The organism is Streptomyces sp. NPDC021012, assembly GCF_044333355.1.
Lineage (GTDB): Bacteria > Actinomycetota > Actinomycetes > Streptomycetales > Streptomycetaceae > Streptomyces.
The window spans coordinates 365,039-385,773 of record NZ_JBIRQU010000003.1 but is presented as its reverse complement, the minus strand read 5'-3'; the positions used below and the strand labels follow the sequence as shown (position 1 = coordinate 385,773).

General features: G+C 74.4%; 23 protein-coding genes. 9 read left to right on the top strand and 14 right to left on the bottom strand.

Features of this window, described 5'->3' with window-relative positions; translation table 11 throughout:
• Both ACH4TP_RS11580 and ACH4TP_RS11575 read right to left on the bottom strand, forming a co-directional pair.
• A complete protein-coding gene (locus ACH4TP_RS11580) occupies window positions 1-543 on the bottom strand; it encodes a hypothetical protein (protein ID WP_389230698.1) in 543 nt (180 codons plus the stop codon).
• A 189-nt stretch (window positions 544-732) separates the two neighbouring features.
• Window positions 733-1,677, bottom strand: a complete 945-nt coding sequence (locus tag ACH4TP_RS11575; protein ID WP_398192184.1) for a beta-ketoacyl-ACP synthase III — start codon at window positions 1,675-1,677, stop codon at window positions 733-735.
• Between the two features lie 227 nt (window positions 1,678-1,904).
• Here ACH4TP_RS11575 and fdhD point away from each other — a divergent pair, with 227 nt between their 5' ends.
• Window positions 1,905-2,741 carry a formate dehydrogenase accessory sulfurtransferase FdhD gene (gene fdhD / locus ACH4TP_RS11570; protein ID WP_398437237.1) on the top strand — a complete coding sequence of 279 codons (837 nt, stop codon included), beginning with the start codon at window positions 1,905-1,907 and terminating at the stop codon, window positions 2,739-2,741.
• Here the strand turns inward: fdhD and ACH4TP_RS11565 are convergent.
• The 3 genes from ACH4TP_RS11565 to ACH4TP_RS11555 all read right to left on the bottom strand — a co-directional run bounded on the left by ACH4TP_RS11565 (window position 2,738) and on the right by ACH4TP_RS11555 (window position 4,836).
• Window positions 2,738-3,121: a (2Fe-2S) ferredoxin domain-containing protein gene (locus ACH4TP_RS11565; protein ID WP_389230689.1), complete on the bottom strand. Its 384-nt coding sequence runs from the start codon at window positions 3,119-3,121 to the stop codon at window positions 2,738-2,740. The genes fdhD and ACH4TP_RS11565 overlap by 4 nt on opposite strands.
• The gene (locus tag ACH4TP_RS11560; RefSeq protein ID WP_389230686.1) at window positions 3,118-3,639 is read right to left on the bottom strand and encodes an isochorismatase family protein; all 522 of its coding nucleotides are present in this window, start codon (window positions 3,637-3,639) and stop codon (window positions 3,118-3,120) included. Before ACH4TP_RS11560 ends, ACH4TP_RS11565 begins: the two co-directional genes overlap by 4 nt.
• A gap of 78 nt (window positions 3,640-3,717) precedes the next feature.
• Window positions 3,718-4,836, bottom strand: coding sequence for a bile acid:sodium symporter family protein (locus tag ACH4TP_RS11555; protein WP_398437235.1), 1,119 nt, complete (start codon window positions 4,834-4,836; stop codon window positions 3,718-3,720).
• 114 nt (window positions 4,837-4,950) lie between these two features.
• On the opposite strand from ACH4TP_RS11555, the gene ACH4TP_RS11550 reads away from it, so the two are divergent.
• The 3 genes from ACH4TP_RS11550 to ACH4TP_RS11540 all read left to right on the top strand — a co-directional run bounded on the left by ACH4TP_RS11550 (window position 4,951) and on the right by ACH4TP_RS11540 (window position 8,940).
• Window positions 4,951-5,817 carry a LysR substrate-binding domain-containing protein gene (locus ACH4TP_RS11550; RefSeq protein ID WP_398192190.1) on the top strand — a complete coding sequence of 289 codons (867 nt, stop codon included), beginning with the start codon at window positions 4,951-4,953 and terminating at the stop codon, window positions 5,815-5,817.
• A 364-nt stretch (window positions 5,818-6,181) separates the two neighbouring features.
• Complete coding sequence (locus ACH4TP_RS11545; protein ID WP_398437234.1) at window positions 6,182-8,005, top strand: AMP-dependent synthetase/ligase; 1,824 nt, start codon at window positions 6,182-6,184, stop codon at window positions 8,003-8,005.
• A 140-nt stretch (window positions 8,006-8,145) separates the two neighbouring features.
• On the top strand, window positions 8,146-8,940 hold the full coding sequence (locus tag ACH4TP_RS11540; protein WP_389231287.1) for an aldo/keto reductase: 795 nt from the start codon (window positions 8,146-8,148) through the stop codon (window positions 8,938-8,940).
• Window positions 8,941-9,145: 205 nt separating this feature from the next.
• Here the strand turns inward: ACH4TP_RS11540 and ACH4TP_RS11535 are convergent, their stop codons facing one another.
• A complete protein-coding gene (locus tag ACH4TP_RS11535; RefSeq protein WP_398437231.1) occupies window positions 9,146-10,420 on the bottom strand; it encodes an SUKH-4 family immunity protein in 1,275 nt (424 codons plus the stop codon).
• A 183-nt stretch (window positions 10,421-10,603) separates the two neighbouring features.
• On the opposite strand from ACH4TP_RS11535, the gene ACH4TP_RS11530 reads away from it, so the two are divergent.
• Window positions 10,604-11,068 carry an RICIN domain-containing protein gene (locus ACH4TP_RS11530; RefSeq protein WP_389230671.1) on the top strand — a complete coding sequence of 155 codons (465 nt, stop codon included), beginning with the start codon at window positions 10,604-10,606 and terminating at the stop codon, window positions 11,066-11,068.
• An 18-nt stretch (window positions 11,069-11,086) separates the two neighbouring features.
• On the opposite strand, the gene ACH4TP_RS11525 is transcribed toward ACH4TP_RS11530, so the two are convergent.
• Entirely contained in the window at window positions 11,087-12,004 is a 918-nt protein-coding gene (locus ACH4TP_RS11525; protein WP_398192194.1) for a class I SAM-dependent methyltransferase, read from the bottom strand.
• A 225-nt stretch (window positions 12,005-12,229) separates the two neighbouring features.
• Window positions 12,230-13,180: a helix-turn-helix transcriptional regulator gene (locus ACH4TP_RS11520; RefSeq protein ID WP_398437837.1), complete on the bottom strand. Its 951-nt coding sequence runs from the start codon at window positions 13,178-13,180 to the stop codon at window positions 12,230-12,232.
• A 39-nt stretch (window positions 13,181-13,219) separates the two neighbouring features.
• Here ACH4TP_RS11520 and ACH4TP_RS11515 point away from each other — a divergent pair, with 39 nt between their 5' ends.
• The gene (locus ACH4TP_RS11515) at window positions 13,220-13,714 is read left to right on the top strand and encodes a hypothetical protein (RefSeq protein WP_398437229.1); all 495 of its coding nucleotides are present in this window, start codon (window positions 13,220-13,222) and stop codon (window positions 13,712-13,714) included.
• Here the strand turns inward: ACH4TP_RS11515 and ACH4TP_RS11510 are convergent.
• Both ACH4TP_RS11510 and ACH4TP_RS11505 read right to left on the bottom strand, forming a co-directional pair.
• A complete protein-coding gene (locus ACH4TP_RS11510; RefSeq protein WP_398437228.1) occupies window positions 13,701-14,447 on the bottom strand; it encodes a class I SAM-dependent methyltransferase in 747 nt (248 codons plus the stop codon). The genes ACH4TP_RS11515 and ACH4TP_RS11510 overlap by 14 nt on opposite strands.
• A gap of 21 nt (window positions 14,448-14,468) precedes the next feature.
• Entirely contained in the window at window positions 14,469-14,774 is a 306-nt protein-coding gene (locus ACH4TP_RS11505) for a 4a-hydroxytetrahydrobiopterin dehydratase (RefSeq protein ID WP_389230663.1), read from the bottom strand.
• Between the two features lie 102 nt (window positions 14,775-14,876).
• On the opposite strand from ACH4TP_RS11505, the gene ACH4TP_RS11500 reads away from it, so the two are divergent.
• Window positions 14,877-15,683, top strand: coding sequence for a helix-turn-helix domain-containing protein (locus tag ACH4TP_RS11500; protein ID WP_389230660.1), 807 nt, complete (start codon window positions 14,877-14,879; stop codon window positions 15,681-15,683).
• On the opposite strand, the gene ACH4TP_RS11495 is transcribed toward ACH4TP_RS11500, so the two are convergent.
• A complete protein-coding gene (locus tag ACH4TP_RS11495; RefSeq protein ID WP_389230657.1) occupies window positions 15,673-16,098 on the bottom strand; it encodes a hypothetical protein in 426 nt (141 codons plus the stop codon). The two genes, ACH4TP_RS11500 and ACH4TP_RS11495, sit on opposite strands and share 11 nt — an antisense overlap.
• A gap of 264 nt (window positions 16,099-16,362) precedes the next feature.
• Between ACH4TP_RS11495 and ACH4TP_RS11490 the strand changes: the two genes are divergently transcribed.
• Both ACH4TP_RS11490 and ACH4TP_RS11485 read left to right on the top strand, forming a co-directional pair.
• Window positions 16,363-17,574, top strand: coding sequence for a low temperature requirement protein A (locus tag ACH4TP_RS11490; protein ID WP_389230594.1), 1,212 nt, complete (start codon window positions 16,363-16,365; stop codon window positions 17,572-17,574).
• 119 nt (window positions 17,575-17,693) lie between these two features.
• Window positions 17,694-18,437: an IclR family transcriptional regulator gene (locus ACH4TP_RS11485; protein ID WP_398437224.1), complete on the top strand. Its 744-nt coding sequence runs from the start codon at window positions 17,694-17,696 to the stop codon at window positions 18,435-18,437.
• Window positions 18,438-18,623: 186 nt separating this feature from the next.
• Here the strand turns inward: ACH4TP_RS11485 and ACH4TP_RS11480 are convergent, their stop codons facing one another.
• From ACH4TP_RS11480 to ACH4TP_RS11470, 3 genes are all read right to left on the bottom strand, one after another.
• Complete coding sequence (locus ACH4TP_RS11480; protein ID WP_398437223.1) at window positions 18,624-18,797, bottom strand: hypothetical protein; 174 nt, start codon at window positions 18,795-18,797, stop codon at window positions 18,624-18,626.
• A 60-nt stretch (window positions 18,798-18,857) separates the two neighbouring features.
• On the bottom strand, window positions 18,858-19,241 hold the full coding sequence (locus ACH4TP_RS11475) for a hypothetical protein (protein WP_398437221.1): 384 nt from the start codon (window positions 19,239-19,241) through the stop codon (window positions 18,858-18,860).
• A gap of 65 nt (window positions 19,242-19,306) precedes the next feature.
• Window positions 19,307-20,716, bottom strand: a complete 1,410-nt coding sequence (locus tag ACH4TP_RS11470; protein ID WP_389230582.1) for an amino acid permease — start codon at window positions 20,714-20,716, stop codon at window positions 19,307-19,309.
• Window positions 20,717-20,735: the final 19 nt, after the last annotated feature.

The window sequence follows — 20,735 nt, the reverse complement described above, 5'->3', positions numbered from 1 at the left end:
TCAGGCGCGGCCGCCGGCGCGGCGGCGGGTGAGCACGACGGCGGCGCCGAGCGCTCCGGCGATGAGCAGGACGCCCGTGACCGCTTCGGTCGTGCCGAGCCCCTCCGCGGCCGTGCCGGAGGCGGCGGTGGTGCCGTAGCCGGCCTTCACGCCCTTGTGGGCCCCGGTGTGGGTGCCGGTGTCGACGCCCTCGGCGATGGTCAGCGGGGTGGTGCCCCGCTCGCCCTTGCAGTCGAAGGTGATCTCGACCTGGCTGCCGGCTTTGGCGTCGACGTCCACGGTCGCGGTGCCCGGGCGGCCCTCGTTGAGGGTCACGGTCTCGAACACGGTGGAGGTGACGGTCACGGACGGCACCTCGCAGCCCTCGGACGTGAGGGTGACGGTGCCGCCGGGGGCGATCGTCGTGGGCGTGACGGAGAAGCCGAACGACGTGATGTTGTTGTTGCCGTGGTCGTTGCCGTCACCGGCCAGGGCCAGGGGCGCGACCGACACCACGGCGATGGCGCTGAGCAGGGCGACGGAAGCGGCACGTATCGCGCGCATGGCGGTCCTCCAGATCACGCGAGGGCTCGGACGCGGAGCGATTCCGCCTCCGGAAGGGACGACCCTCACCGCGATCGAAGCTAGGTCCGCCCCCGGCCCACCGCCACCGGGCTCCGCCGAACGGGGCATGGCCCCGCCGGACAGGCCGGGTGGGGCGGGCCGGGTGGGACAGGCCCCGCCGGGCGGGCACTAGGGGACGCGGACGACCTGGCCCGCGTACGAGAGGTTGCCGCCGAAGCCGAAGAGCAGGACCGGGGCGCCGGAGGACAGTTCGCCGCGTTCGACCAGCTTGGCCAGGGCCAGCGGGATGGAGGCGGCGGAGGTGTTGCCGGAGTCGACGACGTCCCGGGCGACGACCGCGTTGACGGCGCCGATCTTCGCGGCGAGCGGCTCGATGATCCGCAGGTTGGCCTGGTGGAGGACGACGCCCGCGAGGTCCTCGGGGGCGATGCCGGAGCGCTCGCAGGTCTGCCGGGCGAGGGCGGGCAGCTGCTGGGTGGCCCAGCGGTAGACGGACTGGCCCTCCTGGGCGAAGCGGGGCGGGGTGCCCTCGATGCGGACGGCGTGGCCCATCTCCGGGACGGAGCCCCACAGGACCGGGCCGATGGCGCCGGTGTCCGTCTCGGTGGCCTCGACGATCGCGGCGCCCGCGCCGTCGCCGGTGAGGACGCAGGTGGTGCGGTCGGTCCAGTCGGTGATCTCGGTCATCTTGTCGGCGCCGATGACGAGGGCGCGGCGGGCCGCCCCGGCCCGGACGGCGTGGTCCGCGGTGGCCAGGGCGTGGGTGAAGCCCGCGCAGACCACGTTGAGGTCCATGGTGGCGGGCGAGCCCATGCCGAGGCGGGCGGCGACGCGCGCGGCCGTGTTGGGCGAGCGGTCGATCGCGGTGGAGGTGGCGACGAGGACCAGGTCGATGTCACCGGCGGTGAGGCCGGCGGTGGCGAGGGCCTTGCCGGCCGCGTGGGCGGCGAGTTCGTCGACGGGCTCGTCGGGCCCGGCGACGTGCCGGGTGCGGATGCCGACCCGGCTGAGGATCCACTCGTCGCTCGTGTCGACCAGCTCGGCCACGTCGTGGTTGGTCAGCACCTTGGCGGGCTGGTAGTGCCCGAGCGCGGCAATGCGAGTGCCCGTCATTCTCGGGACCCCCTAGGTGGTTCGTTCGTCGGCAGGGCCACCCAGTCTTGCCAGCGACTGATCAGTAACAGGTGACGTAAACCACCAACATTCCCCCTTATCGCTTGGCCGACCGCGACAACCGGCCAGGTACGGACCGGTGCGGGCGCGGTGGTGGGGCGTGGCGGAGAATGAGGCGGTCAGGGCCTTCCCGGCCTTTCCTGCGGAGAGAATCGAGTGCGGTCACGATGGGACGGGTCACCGAGCGCCGGCGTGTCGTGCGGATCCGGGGCGGTGCGGTCAGCACCCGGCCCGACACCCTGGTGGCGGAGGAGCCGCTGGAGATCCGGCTGAACGGACGGCCGATCGCGATCACCATGCGCACGCCGGGCGACGACTTCGCGCTCGCGGCCGGTTTCCTGGTGAGCGAGGGGGTCCTCGCGGCGGCCTCGGACGTGCGGAACATCGTGTACTGCGCGGGCGCCACGGAGGACGGCCGGAACACGTACAACGTGGTGGACGTGCAGCTCGCCCCCGGGGTGAAGGTCCCGGACATCACCCTTGAGCGGAACGTCTACACGACGTCCTCGTGCGGCCTGTGCGGCAAGGCCAGCCTGGACGCGGTCCGCACCACGGCCCGCTTCCCGATCGCCGACGCTCCCCCGGTCCGGCTGACCCCCGAGCTGCTGTCCGAACTCCCGGAGCGGCTGCGGGCGGCCCAGCGGGTCTTCGACTCGACCGGCGGGCTGCACGCGGCGGCGCTGTTCACGGAGGACGGCGAGCTGCTCGACGTACGGGAGGACGTGGGCCGGCACAACGCCGTGGACAAGCTGGTCGGCCGGGCGCTGCGGGAGGGGCTGCTGCCGCTGGAGCGGGCGGTGCTGCTCGTGTCGGGGCGGGCCTCGTTCGAGCTGGCGCAGAAGGCCGTGATGGCGGGGATCCCGGTGCTCGCCGCGGTGTCCGCGCCGTCCTCGCTCGCCGTGGACCTGGCCGCCGAGACGGGCCTGACGCTGGTCGGCTTCCTGCGCGGGCCGAACATGAACGTGTACGCGGGCGAGCACCGGATCGATGTGAAGGCGCCCTAGTTCTTCGGCGGGTCGATCATCTGGAGTTCGAGGGTCGCCGGGGGCGGCACGACGCCGGGGCCGCCGGCGGCCGTCCAGGCGAGGACCTCGTCGAGGCAGTCCTCGTCGGCGCTCCAGCCGATCCAGGCGGCCCTGCCTCCCCTGCGCCGCCCCTCGGTGGACGGCTGGACCACGAGCACGTTCGCCTGTGCGCAGGGGCCGAGGCAGTCGCTGGTGCGGACGATCAGCCGGCCGCCGGAGGCCGCGGCGGCCTCGCGGAGGCGGGTGAGCTGCCCGTCGTGGTCCATGCCGGGGTTCTTGCGGGGGTCTCCGCAGCAGCAGCCCCGGCAGACGACGAGGGAGCAGGGGCGGGCCCCGTACCGTATCGGCACGCGGGTCACTCGGGGCCGTCCAGGGTGATCGCGGAGACGGGGGCGACCGTGCCGAGGCGCGGGAAGTCGAGGTCGACGGAGGCGCGGTGCTCGTCCGCGGTGAGCGCGGCCATGGCGTCCTCGGCGAAGACGAGCTCGTAGCCCAGGTCGCAGGCGGCGCGGGCGGTGGACTCGACGCCGAGGTTGGTGGCGATGCCGCCGAGGACGAGGGTGGTGGCGCCGAGCCCGGCGAGCAGCTCGTGGAGTCCGGTGTCCTGGAAGCCGCCGATGGTGCGCTTGACGACGACGGCGTCGCCGTCCTCGACGAGGTCGGGGACGAGCTCGCTGCCGGGCGGCTGGGTGGCGACGTTCGGCCGCTCGACACGGATGTGGACGACGGGCGCTCCGGCCGCCCGGAACGTGTCGGCGAGCCGGGCGGAGGCGGCGAGGACGTCGGCGCCGGGGCGGGGGGCGAGCGGCAGCGCGACGATGCGTTCCATCAGGTCGACGAGGACGAGCGCGGTGCTGCCGGGATCGAGTGCGGGCATGGGAGCACCGTAGCGGCCCGGATGATCATCCCGGTCCGGGTGCGGGTGTGATCCGGCCGACGGAGCGGGTGTACGGGGTCAGGCGCCGGCCGCCGGCACCTCGGGGGCTCGTACGGGTTCGGGGACGGCCGCCGTGGCTTCCTCCGGGTCCTTCGAACGACGCTTCGCGATGACCGCGCAGACCATCAGCTGCATCTGGTGGAAGAGCATCAGCGGGAGGACGGCGAGGGAGGCCTGCGGGCCGAAGAGGACGCTCGCCATCGGCAGCCCGGCCGCGAGGCTCTTCTTGGAGCCGGCGAACTGGATGGCGATCCGGTCGCCCCGGTCGAAGCCGAGGCGGCGGGCCCCGTACCAGGTCAGGGCCAGCATCACGGCGAGGAGCACGGCCTCGACGGCGAGCAGCGCGCCGAGCCGGGCGGGGGTCACCAGGTGCCAGATCCCGGCGACCATGCCCTGGCTGAACGCGGTGTAGACGACGAGGAGGATCGAGCCGCGGTCGACGTACCCGAGGACCTTCTTGTGCCGGACGAGGAAGCCGCCCTCCCGTCGCCCACCGCCACCCTGCCTGACGCGCTGCGCGCGGCCCCTCTTGTTCCCCCAGCGGCGCGTGGACTGCCCGGCCAGGAACGGCACGAGGAGCTGGAGCACGATCTTCACCAGCGCGTCGGCGGAGAGGCCGCCCGCGCTGTTGCCGAGGAGCAGCGCCGCGAGGAGCGGGGTGAGGACGATGCCGGCGAGCGAGGAGAACGAGCCGGCGCAGATCGCGGCGGGCACGTTGCCCCGGGCGATCGAGGTGAAGGCGATGGAGGACTGGATGGTGGACGGCACCAGGCAGAGGAAGAGGAAGCCGCTGTAGAGCTGGGGGGTGAGGACGCCGGGCACGAGGCCGCGCGCGGCGAGCCCGAGGAGCGGGAAGAGCAGGAAGGTGCAGCCGAGGACGGTGAGGTGGAGCCGCCAGTGCTTGAGGCCGTCGAGGGCCTCGCGGGTGGAGAGCCGGGTCCCGTAGAGGAAGAAGAGCAGGGCGACGGCCCCGGTCGACGCGCCTTCCGTGACGCGCGCGGCGACTCCGGAGGCGGGGAGGAGCGCGGCGAGGGCGACCGTGCCGAGCAGCGCGAGGACGTACCCGTCGACGGGCAGCCAGGACGGCAGGCGGAGGGGGCGGCGGACGGCGGTGCGGCCGGGCGTGCGGGGGGTCATGGGCTCCTGTGCTCCTACGGGGGTCGCGCGTGTCCATCCTGCTCCAGGGAGTGGTGATCGGGAATCCCGTACAGATCTCTGACTGTCATCACGATCCGCGATAGCCTCGTCGGCGTGTACGAGCCCACCCAGCTGCGCACCTTCCTCGCCGTGGCCCAGACGCTGAGCTTCACGCGGGCCGCGGAGCGCCTCGGGCTGCGCCAGTCGACCGTCAGCCAGCACGTGCGGCGGCTGGAGGAGGCGACGGGGCGGCCGCTGTTCGCCCGGGACACGCATCGCGTGGAGCTGACGGAGGACGGCGAGGCGATGCTCGGTTTCGCGCGCACGATCCTCCAGGCGCACGAGCGGGCGGCGGCCTTCTTCGGCGGGACGCGGTTGCGCGGGCGGCTGCGGTTCGGCGTCTCGGAGGACTTCGTCGCGACCCGGCTGCCGGAGATCCTGGAGTCCTTCCGGCGCGAGCACCCCGAGGTCGACCTGGAGCTGACGGTCGAGCTGTCCGGGACGCTCCAGGCCCGGCTCGCGGCCGGCCGGCTCGATCTGATCCTGGCCAAGCGGCGCGGTACGGAGAGCGAGGGGCGGCTCGTCTGGGAGGACACGCTCATCTGGATCGGGGCGCCGGGGCTGCGGCTCGATCCGGACCGCCCGGTGCCGCTGATCCTGTACCCGCCGCCGGGGATCACCCGGGCGCGGGCCCTTGAGGCCCTGGAGGCGCAGGGCAGGGCGTGGCGGATCGCATGCACGAGCTCCAGCCTGAGCGCGAACGTGGCGGCGGCCCGCGCGGGGCTCGGGGTGATGGCCCACACGCGGGGCCTGGTGCCCCAGGGGCTCGTCCCGGTACCGGTCCGCGCGGGGCTTCCGGAACTCGGGGACGTGGGCTTCGTCCTGCGCAGGGGGCGCCGCGGCGGGGAGACCCAGGAGGCCGCGGACGCCCTCGCTGAGGCGATCCTCGCGGGCGGCGACCGGCTGCACCGGCCGCGCTGAACGGGCGCCGACCACCTGCGGCTCCCGCGCGGGGGGCGCGGGACGTGGGGGGCGGGGGCGCGGGCCGCAGGGCTTGGGCCTCAGGGCGTCGAGAAGGCGCCAAGGCGGGGCTTCCGGGGCGGGGGCGTGAGCGGCCGGTACAGATTCCGTGGAGATTCGCCCCCCGAAGGACGTACCGTCCGGTCAGCCACGGCCCCGAGACGCCCTCGACTCGCCCGCCTCACCGGCTCTGACCTGTGAGAACGCGGAATGTCCCGGCTTGGTGAAGGCCCTCCCGCGGGCCGGTCGCTTGGGGTACCGTCACCGGCGCCGTACGGAGTGCGACAGGGCGTTTCCAGCCATCGAGCCGTCGAGGAGCAGGTCAGTGCGCGAGTTCACCGTGCCGCCCGTCGAGGCGGCGCCTCAGGTCGGCGGTCTGGCGGACGCCGTGTTCGACCACGCGCTCGCCGATCCCGGCCGGATCGCCTTCGGCCGGAAGGGCCCGGACGGGGAGTGGCAGGACGTGACCGCCGCCCGGTTCCGGGACGAGGTCGTGGGGCTCGCGAAGGGGCTGATCGCGGAGGGCGTGCGGTTCGGCGACCGGGTCGCGATCATGGCCAGGACCCGGTACGAGTGGACGCTCTTCGACTTCGCGCTGTGGTCGCTGGGCGCGCAGCCCGTGCCGGTCTATCCGACCTCCTCCGCCGAGCAGGTCTTCTGGACGCTGCACGACGCCGAGGTCACGGCCTGCGTGGTGGAGCACGAGGACCACGCGATGACGATCGGCTCGGTGGTCGACCGGCTCCCCCGGCTCCAGCGGCTGTGGCAGCTGGACGCGGACGCGGTGGGCGAGCTGACGGCGGCGGGCGCGGACATCGACGAGGAGGTCGTGCACCGGCACCGGCGGGCGGTGACGCCGGAGACGGTGGCGACGGTCATCTACACCTCGGGGACGACCGGCCGCCCCAAGGGCTGTGTGATCACCCACGCGAACCTGATGTTCGAGACGGACGCGCTGACGGGCCGCTGGGAGCCGGTCTTCCGCTCCCGGCCCGACGAGCAGGCCTCGACGCTGCTGTTCCTGCCGCTGGCGCACGTCTTCGGGCGGATGGTGGAGGTCGCGGCGGTCCGGGGCGGGGTGAAGCTGGGGCACCAGCCGGTGATGGCGGCGGCCGAGCTGCTGCCGGATCTGGCGGCGTTCCGGCCGACGTTCGTCCTGGCCGTGCCGTACGTCTTCGAGAAGGTCTTCCACGCGGCCCGCCGCAAGGCGGAGGCGGAGGGGAAGGCGGGCCCCTTCGACAAGGCCGTGGAGGTGGCGGTCGCGTACGCGGAGGCGCTGGAGCAGAAGGCCTTCGGGACCGGTCCCGGACCGTCGGCGGCGCTGCGCGTGCAGCACCAGTTCTTCGAGAAGACGGTGTACGTGAAGGTGCGCGCGGCCCTGGGCGGGCGGATGCGGCATGCGATGTCGGGCGGTTCGGCCATGGACCGCCGGCAGGGGCTGTTCTTCGCGGGCGCGGGCATCACGGTCTTCGAGGGGTACGGGCTCACCGAGTCCTCGGCCGCCGCCACGGCGAACCCGCCCGGACGGACCAAGTACGGCACCGTGGGCCAGCCGGTCCCGGGGACGACGGTGCACATCGCGGAGGACGGCGAGGTGTGGCTGCACGGCGGCCAGGTCTTCTCCGGCTATCTGAACGCCCCGGAGGCGACGGCCGCCGTCCTCAACGACGGCTGGCTGGCCACCGGCGACATCGGCGCCCTCGACGCCGACGGCTATCTGACGATCACCGGCCGCAAGAAGGAGATCCTGGTGACCTCCGGCGGCAAGAGCGTCTCCCCCACCGCCCTGGAGGAGCGGGTGCGGGCCCATCCGCTGATCGCCCAGTGCATCGTCGTCGGCAACGACCGGCCGTACATCGCCGCCCTCGTCACGGTCGACCAGGAAGCGGTGGAGCACTGGCTCGCCATGCAGGGCCGCGCCCCGCTCTCCCCCGCCGAGCTGGTGCGCGACCCGGCCCTGGAGACGGAGATCCGGCGCGGTGTGGTGGCCGCGAACACCCTGGTCTCCCAGGCCGAGTCGATCCGCACCTTCCGGATCCTGGCCCACCCGTTCAGCGAGGAACACGGGCTGCTCACCCCCTCCCTGAAGCTGAAGCGCAAGGCGATCGAACGGGCGTACGCGGCGGAGGTCGCGGCGCTGTACAGCTGACGGGACAGCCGACGGAATGCGGGACGGTCCGTGATCGTTGACGCTGGGAGTACCCGAGTTTCCCGCGACAAGGTAAGGATCCACCCCACGTGAGCACGGACAGCAAGGTCCCCTCGGTCATCCTGAACAACGGCGTGGCGATGCCGCAGCTCGGCTTCGGTGTCTGGCAGGTGCCGGACGACGAGGCCGCGAAGGCCGTGGGCACCGCACTGGACGCCGGTTACCGCTCCATCGACACGGCGGCGATCTACGAGAACGAGCGGGGCACCGGCGAGGCCGTGGCCGCTTCCGGGATCCCGCGCGAGGAGCTGTTCGTCACCACGAAGCTGTGGAACAGCGAGCAGGGGTACGACTCGACGCTGCGCGCCTTCGACGACTCCCTCGGCAAGCTGGGGCTCGACTACGTCGACCTGTACCTCATCCACTGGCCGGTGCCGGCGAAGGACGCGTACGTCGACACGTACCGGGCGTTGGAGAAGATCCTCGCGGACGGGCGCGCCAAGGCGATCGGCGTCTCGAACTTCCTCCCGGAGCACCTGGAGCGGCTGATCGGCGAGACCTCGGTCGTGCCCGCCGTCAACCAGATCGAGCTGCACCCGCAGCTCGCGCAGGCGGAGTCGCGCGAGGTGCACGCCAAGCACGGCATCGCGACCGAGGCGTGGTCCCCGCTCGGCCAGGGCCGTGGGCTGCTTGACGTGCCGGCGATCGTCGCGATCGGCCGGAAGCACGGGCGGACGCCGGCCCAGGTGGTGCTGCGCTGGCACCTGCAGCTGGGGAACGTGGTGATCCCGAAGTCGGTCACCCCCTCCCGCATCCGCGAGAACATCGACGTCTTCGACTTCGAGCTGGACGCCGAGGACCTGGCGGCGATCGCCGCCCTCGACGAGAACCACCGGCTGGGCCCGAACCCGGCGGAGTTCAACGTCGGCGCCTGAAGGAGACGGAGGGGGTGGGGCCGGCGCGCCGCTTCGGCGGTGCGCCGGCTCGGCAACCGTCCGCGCCGGGCTCGGTGACCGTCCGCGCCGGGCTCGGTGACCGTCCGGGCCGGCTCTCGGTGACCGTCCGCGCCAGGCTCGGGGACCGTCCGGGCCGGCTCTCGGTGACCGTCCGCGCCAGGCTCGGGGACCGTCCGGGCCGGGCTCAGTAGCCGTCCACGCCGAGCTCGGTGATCGAGGCGAAGAGGTGTTCCCAGACCTCGGCGCCGGGCGCGCCGTCGGCCAGCGCCCCGGCGTCCACCTCCGTCATCTCCCGGAGGAAGCTCTTCACGCCCTCCTCCCCCGGGTACGGGTCCCAGCAGGCGCCCATGTGACGGCGGACGCCCTCCAGGAACCGGACGAAGGACTCCAGGCCGCGGGCGAGCGGGAAGACGGCGTCGCCGCCCGGGCCGTGGCTGCCGTCCGGCTGGCGCATTCCGACGGCGCCGGTCCCGGGGTGGACGAAGACCTCCCCGGGGTCGCAGTACCCGAGGTCGAACGCGCCGACGCGCAGCAGGCCCTCGGGGCCCGGGCCCAGCGGCTCGTCGGCGAGCGCGAAGGACGTGACGCCGGCCGCCCAGTGGCGGGGCAGCCCGGCCTCGGCGAGCAGTGCCCTGGTCGGGGCGTGCGTGAGGGCGGCGGGCTGGTCGGCGGCCGGGACGCGGAGGACTCCGGAGGGGCCGAAGACCCCGTCGAGCCGGGCCGCGGTGAGCGGGCCGTCCGCGTCCCGCGTGCCGGGCCGGAACCAGGGCCCGCCGTCCGCCGGGACCGGGCGGGAGGAATCGGCCCCGCCCGTCGGCCAGTCGGCGAGGGCCGCGTCGTTCTGCTCCACCACGGCCACGCCGCGCGCGTCGAGGAAGACGTAGCGGCCGCCGTCCAGGGGGATCGGCTCCTCCCAGGAGTCGGGGTGGCGCAGCGCCCAGGACTCCTCGTCGCCGTCGAACAGCCAGGGGCCGTCGGGCTCGGTCTCCTCGTACGGTTCGGCCGTGCCCTCGGCGGGGGCGGGCCGGGGCCGGCCGGTGGCCAGGTCGAACCAGGTGTCCTCGCACCACAGGGCCCAGACCTTCAGGAGCGGGACGCCCTCGGCCTCGTACACCTCGGCGGAGCGGTCGCCGCTGAGGTTCGGCGCGGCCTCGTGGGCGCCGACCGGCCGCCACCAGGCCCACACCGTCCGCCACGGAAGCCGTGGTTCGGCGGCGGCGACGCGCTCGGCGTACTCACGGTGGCCGAGGACGGTCGCGGCGAAGTGCAGCCAGGAGGCGAACTCGGCGGAGGCCGTCGGGGCGCTTCCGAAGACCGCCTCGGCCTGGGTGAACACCTCGCGGCCGACGCCGCCGTGGTCGTCCGGCAGGGCGTCGATGCGGGCACGGAGCTCGGCGCGGTCCTGGCGCAGGACCTCGGCGGGGTCGTCGAGCAGGGTACGGAGTTCGGGATCGTTCACCGGCCCATCGTGCCAGCCGCCGCACCGGGCGGGCGGCGGCGACCAAGGCCGGGCCGGGGCTGGGGCCGGAGCCGGGGCCGTTGTCGTACCCGGGACGTAGAGTCGGAGACGGCCCCTGAGGGGTGCGCGCGGCGGTGACGGCCGCGCGGTGCAACTGCCCGGCGAGGAGAAGGAGTCGGTACGGTGAGCGGTGCCCCGGAGCCCGTGCGGGAGGGCCTCTACCGGGTGCGGAACGTGGCCAGCGGGCTGCTCCTGGAGGTGTACCAGGGGTCGGGCCGCAGCGGCGCGAACGTCCAGCAGGCCACCGGGGACGGAACTCCCGGCCAGCACTGGCACATCACGCCCGTGCCGAACGGCGGCGGGCTCTACCACCTGGTCAACGCGGCCAGCGGCAAACGGCTCGACGTCGCGAACGCGTCCACGGAGAACGGCGCGAACATCCAGCAGTGGAAGGCCAACAACTTCGGCGCGCAGGAGTGGATCATCGAGCAGGACCTCCAGTCGCCGGGGACGGTGGCCCTGGTGAGCTTCATCAGCGGCCTCTTCCTGGAGGTCGCCGACGAGTCGAAGGAGGACGGGGGGAACGTCCGGCAGTGGGAGGACACCGACTCGCCGTTCCAGTGGTGGCGGTTGGAGCCGGTGCCCTGACCCGGGCCCCGTGCGGGCTCAGCCCTTGCGGGCGGTGTGCACGGTGTGGGCGGTGAGGTGGAACAGGTCCGTGCGGTGGTGCAGGGACAGCGCGTCGGCCGGGTCGAGCAGCCGGTCGAGGGTCTCCTTGTCGTCGGCGTCGAGCCGGGCGGCCAGGCCGTCCCGGAGGCGCTCGTAGTGGGCGAGGGCCAGCTCCCGGACGGCCGGGGAGACGGGCGCGGGGACGTCCACGAGGAACGTGCGGGTGCCGGCCGGGGTGAGGCCGGCGCCGGTGAGCAGCGCCCGCCAGTCGTCCGGCTCGTCCTTGGAGTCCGGGAGTTCGGCGCGCATCTCGCCGAACCAGTCGGCGTGGGCGGCGTCGAGTCGGGCCTCCAGGCCGGGCCGGCCGATCCCGATGTTCTGGGGCAGGTGCCGGCGGGGCAGCCCGCCCTCGACGAGGACGATCAGGCCGCCGGGGTTCAGGATGCCGGCGAACTCCGCGAGCGCGGCGCTCTGGTCGCCCATGTGGTGCAGGGAGTTGCCCGCCCAGACGAGGTCGGCCCGCCCCAGGGCCCCGATCCCCTCGGGGAGTTCGGCGTGGAGGGTGGAGACCCGGGCGCCGAGGTTGCGGGCCTCGGCGCGGGCCCGGGCCAGGGCGAGGAGTTCGGGGCTGCCGTCGACGGCGACCGCCTCGGCGGCCGGGAACGCCTCGGCGAGCAGGCTCGTCACGACCCCGGGACCGCTGCCGACGTCGAGGATCCGGCGGACGCCCTGCACCGGCGCGAGGGTGCCCAGCCAGGCCGCGGCCTCCGTGTACGCGGGGCTCGCGATCTCGGCCTGCCGCTCCAGGAGCGGCGCCATCTCGCTCCAGTCGAGGTGGGTGTGGTCGTGACGGTGACCGTGGCCGTGGCCCTCGCCGTGCGAGTGACCGGGGTGGGACGCGTGATGCTGGCTCATGGCTCCAGGGTGCGACGGGACGGCCGGGGAGGCGAGAAATGTTGCCGGTCCGGCAAAGTCCCGGTCCGCCTCGGCGCCGGCCCCGGTGTTCCTGCGGGCTGACGCCCCGTACCCGCTTGGAGGCGCCGCCGGAGCCGATCTTCCGGGCGACGGGCAGCGGGTCGAGGGCCCGGGGTCGAGGACGACGCTCCGGCCGGGTTCGTCGCGGGAGGTCTCCGAGGCCGTTCAGGCGTACCGCTGCGCCAGGGTCCGCACGGTCGCGGCGAGGCGGTCGCGGAGGTCCTCCGGGGCGAGGACCTCCACCTCCGCGCCGAGGCCGAGGAAGGTGTCGTGGGCGTGCTCGGGCGATTCGACGGGGAGGGCGGCGCGCGTCCAGCCGTCGGGTTCGGGGGTGCCGGTGGCGGCGAGGGCCCGGGCGGCGGCCCCGGTGAGCCGGGCGGCGCCGCGCGGGGAGATCCGTACGAGCGCCTCTCCCTGGTGCAGCCGGGCGTGGAAGTCCTCCTGGGCCGCCCGCCAGTGGGCGGCGAGGTCGAAGCCCTCCGGGATCACGGCATCCTCGTCGGTGACGGCGAGGGCGAGGATCTGGTCGACGCGGTAGGTGCGGGGGCCGGGTCCCGCGACCAGGTACCAGCGGCCGGCCTTGAGGACGAGTCCGTACGGCTCCAGGCGCCGGTCGACGTCGGTCGGCTCCTTCCAGCGCCGGTAGCGGACCTCCAGGACGCGTCCGGCGCGGACCGCGTCGGCGACCTCGGGCAGGAACGGGGCCTCGGTGGACTCCGCGTACCAGCCGGGGGCGTCGATGTGGAACCGGGCCCGCAGCCGGTCGACGTGCTCGCGCAGCGGTGCGGGCAGCGCGGCCCGCAGCTTCAGCCGGGCGTCCGCGAAGTGCGGGCCGAGCCCGAGTTCGTCGGCGGCGACGGGCAGCCCGGCGAGGACGAAGGCCTCGGCCTCGCGGGCGTACAGCTCGGCGAGGCGGTGCCGGTATCCGGCCAGCAGCCGGTAGCCGCCGCGGTGCCCGGCGTCCCCGTACAGCGGCACTCCGGCGGCCTGCAGCGCCTCCACGTCGCGGTAGACGGTGCGGACGGAGACCTCCAGCTCCGCGGCGAGGCGGGCGGCCGTCAGCGGACCGCGGGTCTGGAGCAGGAGCAGGAGCGAGACGAGCCGGCCGGACTTCACTGACACACGGTGTCAGTGAAGGGTCCTTACGGTCCAGCCATGGCTTTCGCAGAGAAGAACCTCCTCGCGCTGCCGCCGGTCGAGATCGCCGGTCGGCACCTCAAGCGCTACCACGTCACCTCGGACCCCGCCGGCATCGAACCGGAGGTGGAGAAGGCGGCCTACGCACTCCTTCCGGAGCTGCTGCCGTCCCTGGACGGCACCCCGGCGGCGGGCTTCGTGGTGCTGCACCGGGGCGGCGACAGCGGCGCGTACCTCAACGCCTACAGCTGGGTGTGGGACAACGTGCTCCACTTCGGCGGCGGAGCCGCCGGCCAGCCCGCCCTGGACTGCCCCGACACCGACCCGACGCACTTCGTCCGGGTCGACCGCTCCTGGATCGGCTGCGTGTGGGAGCTGCCTCCGCTCGGACACGAACGGGAGGCCTGGGTGCGTCACATGCTGACACCGGAGACTCCGGACCTGGCGGGCTACCTCGCGGACTCGCTGCCGTCCGGGACGACGGGGCCGCGCGCCGGCTTCAGCCGCGCCTGACGAAGCTCGCGAGCCGGTAACGGGGGGCGGCTCGGGGGCGGTCCTGGTCGGGGAGGGCGGACAGGGCGGCGGCGAGGCTGTCGGTGGTCGCCGGGTCGCCGTCGAACCAGGAGGCGAAGTAGCCGGCGCGGAGTTTGCGGACGGTGTCGCGTGGGGTGGCGCCCTGGCCGTGGCCGGTGAAGTGGGTGCCGGGGGCGGGGTCGAGGCCGTGGGCGGCCGCGCGTGCGGTGATCAGGTCGGCGCGGTCGGAGGCCGCGGCGGCGGAGCGGTACGGGCGGAGGAGCGCGTCGACGTCGCTGCCGACGTCGTGGGCGGCGTCCTTGTCGACGGTGGCGACGAGGACGCCGCCGGGACGCAGCACCCGGGCCGCCTCGGCGACGAGGTCCGCCGCGAAGGGCACGAGGTGCAGCAGCCAGACGGCCGTGACGGCGTCCAGGGAGGCGTCGGGCAGCGGCAGCCGCCGGGCGTCGGCGCGTACGACGCGCCCGGGGGCCCGGCCGGCGGCGACCCGCGCCATGGCGTGGGCGGCGTCGGCCCCGTACACCCGGAGGCCGGGCCGGGCGAGGCGTTCGGTGACGAGGCCGGTGCCGCAGGCGAGGTCGAGCAGGGTGCGGGCGTCGGGCGGCACGAGCCGCAGGACGGCCTCGGCGGCCGCCCGTGCCCTGGGCACCCCGCCGCGGGTCCGGTCGTAGTGCGCGGCCTCGGCCTCGTAGTCGAGCGTGGTCTCCCCCATGTCCGCGATCCTGACGACGGGTCAGCTCGCCCCGTGGCCGGGAGCGATCCGCTCGACGCGTTCGGCGAGTTCGAAGTCCTTCTCGGTGACGACGGCGCCGGCGGAGTGGGTGCTCACCGCGACGGCGACCGTGTCGTAGCCGAGGGTGAGGTCGGAGTGGTGGTTCAGCTCCTGCTGGATCTGGGCCACGTGGACGACGAGCGCGGTCGCCGCGAAGTGGTCGCCGAGCCGGTAGGTGCGGATGAGCCGGTCCGCGTCGACGGACCAGCCGGGAAGCTCCCGCAGGCGGTCCTCGATCTCCTTCTGCGACAGCGGCTGTGTGGGCACGGTGGTGCTCCCTCCGGTCGGGTGGTGCGGGGTGACGGGGTGACGGGCAGGGGCCCCGGGGGGAAAGCTACCCGGCGTCCCCCTCTGGGATACCGTCTGGCCATGACAACTGTCGTGAGCGACACGGGGGTGGGGCCGCTGCTGCGCGGATGGCGCGAGCAGCGGCGGCTGAGCCAGCTGGAGCTGGCGCTGCGCGCGGACTCCTCGGCACGGCACATCTCCTTCGTGGAGACGGGCCGCTCCCGGCCGAGCGAGGACATGGTCCTGAAGCTCGCCGAGCACCTGGACGTGCCGGTGCGGGACCGGAACGCGCTGCTGCTCGCGGCGGGTTACGCGCCCCGGTACGCGGAGTCGCCGCTCGACGCGCCGCGCCTGGAGACGCTGCGCTGGGGCATCCAGCAGCTCCTGGACGGGTACGAGCCGTATCCGGCGCTGGTGGTCGACGGCACGTACACGGTGGTGGCCGCCAACCGGGGGATCGAGCTGATGCTCGACGGGGTCGCGGAGCACCTGCTGGCCCCGCCGATGAACGCGATGCGGCTCACCCTGCACCCGGAGGGCCTGGCGCCCCGGATCCGGAACCTGCGGGAGTGGCGGGGCCACCTCCTGGCCCAGATGGACCGTCAGATCGCGCTGGCCCGTTCGGAGTCGCTGCGCGCGCTGTACGAGGAGGTGGCGGCCTATCCGCTGCCGGAGCGGATCGACCCGGAGGACCGGCCGGACGCGGAGCCGTACCCGTACTTCGCGCTGCCGCTGCGGATCGAGCACGACGGCCGGGTGCTGTCCTTCGTGTCGTCGATCTCGACGTTCAACACTCCGATGGACGTGACCGTCGCCGAGCTGGCCATCGAGACGTTCCTCCCGGCCGACCCGGAGACGGTCGCGTACCTGCGGTCGCTCAGCGCGTAGCCGACGCGACGGCCCTGAGGGCCGCCCACTGGAGTGCGGCGAAACCGGCGACGGTGGCCGCCTGCACCGGGGTCCACACGAGGCCGGCGGTGGTCGGCTCCAGCCAGGCGACGAGGGCGACGACGCTGAGGACGGCCCAGATCGCGTTGGCGTCGACGACGAGCTTCACGGCGGGCGCCGGGGGCTGCGGGCGGCTCGCGAGCCAGGCGACGCCCGCGGCGAACGCGGTGAGGAAGACGCCGAGTCCGAGGAGGAGTCCGGCGTCGACGCCGAGGAGCTCGCCGAGGGGGCCGGAGGCGGCGAGGTAGGCGATCCCGTTGGCCCCGGTGACGACGGCGTCGAGGGCGAGGAAGCGGCGCACCGCGGACTGGGGCCGGGTGGTGCGGGCGAGGCCGGCGAGCAGTGCCTGGGACATGACGGATCACCCTCCAAAGGGGGACGTTCGTGCTGGTGGTGGGCCCGGAGCCCGAGCGGAGTGCGCCGCCCGGGTTCCGGTGTCCATGAGGATGCCGGGCGGCGCGGAGGGGGTCGATTACGCCGGAGGTAATGCGGGAGGCCATGCCGGACTCCGTGCCGTGGGCGTGCCGTTCCCCGGACTGCCGCGTCGCCGCTCCCCCGGGTGTGAGTAGTCTTCGCGCCGGGGTGGCCGGGACCGGTGCCCCGGAGGGGGAGAACGCAGATGGCGTGGAACAGGGAACGGGCCCGCATGGTGGCCACCGGGGGCGATCACAAGGTGACGCCCGCGGAGCTCTTCTTCGATCTGGTCTTCGTGTACGCGATCACCCAGGTCACCGCCCTCATGGCGGCCGCGCCCTCGCCGGGGCGGATGGTGGGCGCGATGGTCGTCCTCGCGCTCCTCTGGTGGTGCTGGTGCTGCTTCGCCTGGCTGGGCAATGTCGTACGGGCCGATTCCGGCGCCCTGTTCGGTGTCCTCGTCACCGTCATGGCCGTCGTCCTGATCGTGTCCCTCGCCGTGCCGAAGGTCTTCGCGGACGTGCCGGAAGGGCTCTCCCCGCCGCTGGTGTTCGTGCTCTGCTACGGCGCGGTGCGCGTCCTGCACCTCGTCTCGTACTGGGTGTCCGGTCCGGGTGACGCGGCGCTGCGGGCCACCCTGCGGCGCACGGCCCTGCTGTCCGTGCTGCCGCCGCTGGTGCTGCTGCTGGTCGGCTGCGCGTACGGCGGCCGGGTCCAGCTCCTGCTGTGGCTGGGGGCGGTGGCCGTCGACTACGGCGGCGTCTACCTCACCGGCTCCTCCGGCTGGCGGGTCAACTCCCCCGGGCACTTCGCCGAGCGGCACGGTCTCATCGTGATCATCGCCCTGGGCGAGTCCATCGTGGCGATGGGCGTCGGCGTCGGCGGCTTCCCGCTCTCGTACGCCGTGCTGGGCGCCTCGGCGGCCGGGCTGCTGCTCTCGGCCGGGCTGTGGCGGCTGTACTTCCGGCAGCTCGGCGAGGCCGCCGAGCACCGTCTCACCGGGCTGGACGGCGACGACCGCACCCGCTTCGCGCGGGACGTCTACACGTTCCTGCACCTGCCGCTGGTGGCGGGGATCGTGCTCTGCGCGCTCGGGATGAAGAAGGTCCTCCAGCAGGTCGCCGACACCGGGCACTACGGTCTCGCCGAGCCGCTGCACGGCGCCGTGGCCTGGTCGCTGACCGGGGGCGTCGGCGTCTATCTGCTCGGCGCCGCCGCGATCGTGCTGCGCACCTCGGGCCGGCTGCCGGCCGCCCTGACCGCGGGCGGGGTGTGCTGCCTGGCGGCGGGCCCGCTGGTCGGCCTGGTCCCGGCCCTGGTGGCGCTCACGGTCCTCGCCACGGCGGCGGCGGTCCTCGTGGGGCTGCACTCCAGGCGCGCCCGGGGCCTGAGCGGGACCGGGACGTCCGGGGTCTGAGCGGGGTCGACGCGGCCGGGAGTCGGAGGTTCGTGGCGCTGCGGCGCAGGCGGCCGGGAGGATTCCACAAGATCCACAGGATGGACGCGAAGCCGCGTCCATCTGGTCACACTGGCCTCATGGCCCCCACCAACCCCACACTCATAGGCTCCGTCCGTCGCGCGCTGACCCTCCTCGAACTCGTCGCCGAGCACCACGAGCTGACGGCCAAGCGCCTCTCACGGATGACCGGGCTGCCCCTGGCCACCACGTACCACCTGCTGCGCACGCTCGTCCACGACGGTCATCTGCGCAACGAGCGCGGGACGTTCCGGCTCGGCCCGGCCGCGCCCCGGCTCGCCGGGCAGGGGCGCGGCGCGCGGCTTCCCGAGTGGCTGCGGCTGCTCCGCGAGGAGCTCGACGCGCCCGTCTACTACGCGGTCCTGGAGGGGGGCGAGGTCGAGCTCGTGAGCAGCGTGGACAGCCCGGCACGGCCGGCCGTCGAGGAGTGGGCGGAGTTCCGCGCCACCGCGCATGCCCACGCGCTCGGGCAGTGCCTCCTCGCCCAGCTGGACCCGGAGGCCCGCCGGGAGTACCTGGCGCGGCGGCCGGTGAGCAGGCTGACGCCGCGGACGGTCCCGGACGAGGAGGTGTTCATGCGCAGGCTGGCCCGGATCCGCCGGGGCTCGCCGGCGCTGGAGCGGGAGGAGTACGTGCTCGGCGTGGTGTGCGGGGCCGTGCCGATCACGGTCGGCGGGGTCCACTCGGCGGTGGGCTTCTCGCTGCCGGTCGAGGAGGAAGACCGCCTGGAGGGGACGGCGCTGCGGCTGCGGGCACGGCTCGAACGGACCTTGAAGGCCCAGGCCTTCACGGTCATGACCTGAGGCCGGCCTTCCTGCGGCCTTCCGGAACCGGCCTCCGGAGCCGGCCCCGGAGCGGGCCTCCCGGAACTGACCTCAGACGCCGGCCTCCCGGAGCCGACCTCCGAAGCTGGCCTCAGGCGCCGGCCTCCAGAGCCGGCCCCAGGCGTCGGCCCCCGGAGCCAAGCCCCGGGAGGCCGGTGCCGGTGTTCAGTGCAGCGGGTCCGCCCGGTGGGCGGGCGGCTCGGGGGCGGGGGCCGGGGGCTCGGGGGTGCGGGCGGGCGTCGCGGCTCCGGGCTCGGGGGCGGTGCGTTCGGTGCGGCGGGCGCGGGAGGCCTCGGCGCGCAGCAGGGCCTGGAGGACGGCGTACGGGTCGACGGGCATGGCGGAGCTCCTCGTGGTGCGGGGGTGATGTCGGGGGAACTGCGGGGAGGCGGGGGCCTCTCAGCAGCGCATCACCACGCACCGGAGCGCGTCGCCGCTCGGGGCGGGTACGGGGTCGGGGGCGGGGGTCCGGGGGTGGGTTCCGGGACCCTGGGGCCGGGCTCCGGGCCCGGCGGGGCGCAGGCGCGTGCCGTCCTGGCGGGCGCGGCCGGGGAGTCCGGCCTCGGTGGCGGCCTGGTCGTGGGTCTCGCCGCCCGGGTCGGGGGTCGGGGCGGCGGCCGCGACGCGCGTCTCCGCGACGGAGAGCGCGGCGGTGGCCCCGGTGCCGAGCAGCGCGGCGAGGACGAGGAGGAGCGCGATCCACCGGTGGCGGCCCCGGTCCGGGCGCGTCCGGGGCCCCGCCGGGGTGGCGGGCGCGACGGGCGGCTGGTGCGCGGGGCTCACGGAGATCCGTACTGCCCCGCCGCACGGCCGGTAGGCCGCCCCGCTCCGAGATCCGCCCGGGCGGCCTACGCGCGGGCCTGCGGATTCACCCCCTGGGAGGAGGCGCGCTGCTTGCGGGCCGCCATCCAGGCGTACACGAGCACGCCGGCGAAGAGGAACAGGACGCCCTGGTAGACGGCGGCGTAGCCGGAGCCGGCGACCAGCCAGAGGGAGAATCCGAAGGCGGCGAGGGCGAGGACGCCGTCGCGGGCGAGCCGGGCCCGGGAGACCTTCTCGGACTGCCCGGAGAGCAGGAAGTAGATCTGGGCCGCGGTGGACAGCAGGTAGGGCACGGTGGCGGTGAAGGTGGTGACGAGGACGAGGATCTCGAAGACGCCCTTCGTGCCGGCCGTGTAGTTGTAGACCGTCAGGCACGAGGCGAGGACGACGGTGACGAGGACGCCGACGGTCGGCACGCCGCGCCGCTTGACGGTGAAGACCTTCGGGAAGAGTCCGTCGCGGGCGGCCGCGTAGGGGGCCTGGGCGCTCAGCAGGGTCCAGCCGTTGAGGGCGCCGAGCATGGAGACCATGGCCATGCAGGCGACGGCGGCGCCGCCCCAGGAGCCGCCGAACATGGCGTTCACGGCGTCGGAGAAGGGCGCGGTGGAGGCGACCAGCTTGTCGTGGGCGACGGTGCCGAAGACGGAGAGGGTGCCGAGCAGGTAGACCGCGGCGGCGCCGAGGGTGCCGAGGACGGTGGCGCGGCCGACGTTGCGGCGGGGGTCGCGGACCTCGCCGGCGCTGACGGCGGCGGACTCGACGCCGAGGTAGCTGAAGAGCAGGATCGCGGCGGAGGCGGAGACCGCGCCGAGCGTGCCGCCCCCGCCCGCCTGGAACGGCCCGAGGTTGGCGCTGTCGAAGAAGAACAGGCCGCCGACGGCGACCAGGATCAGCGGGACGAACTTGAGGACGGTCGAGACGAGCTGCACGGCGCCGACGTAGCGGGTGCCGGCCAGGTTGGCGAGCGCGGGCAGCCACTGGAGGGCCAGGGCGGCGGCGATGGTGGCCGGCTTGGACTCGTGGACGGGGACGAGGACGTCGAGGTAGCCGACGGCGGCGACGGCGAGGGCGGCGTTGGAGACCCAGGCCGTGATCCAGTAGCTCCAGGCCGCCAGGAAGCCGGCGAAGTCGCCGAAGGCGGCGCGGGCGTAGACGTAGGGTCCGCCGGTCTGCGGCAGGCGGTGGGCGAGCCGCCCGAAGACGAGGGCGAGGGCGATCGCGCCGAGGGTGAGGACGCCGAAGGCGAGGAGGCTGACGGTGCCGTAGGGGGCGACGGAGGCCGGCAGCAGGAAGATTCCGCCGCCGATGATGTTGCCCATGACCAGGGCGGTCGCGATGGGGAGTCCGAAGCGGCGGGCGTGCGGGGTGCCCTCTTCGTGCCGGGTGTCCTCCTGCCGCGCCGCGTCCCGCTGTGGAGTTGTGGTGGCCGTGCTCATGGGGTGGTGCGCCTTCCGT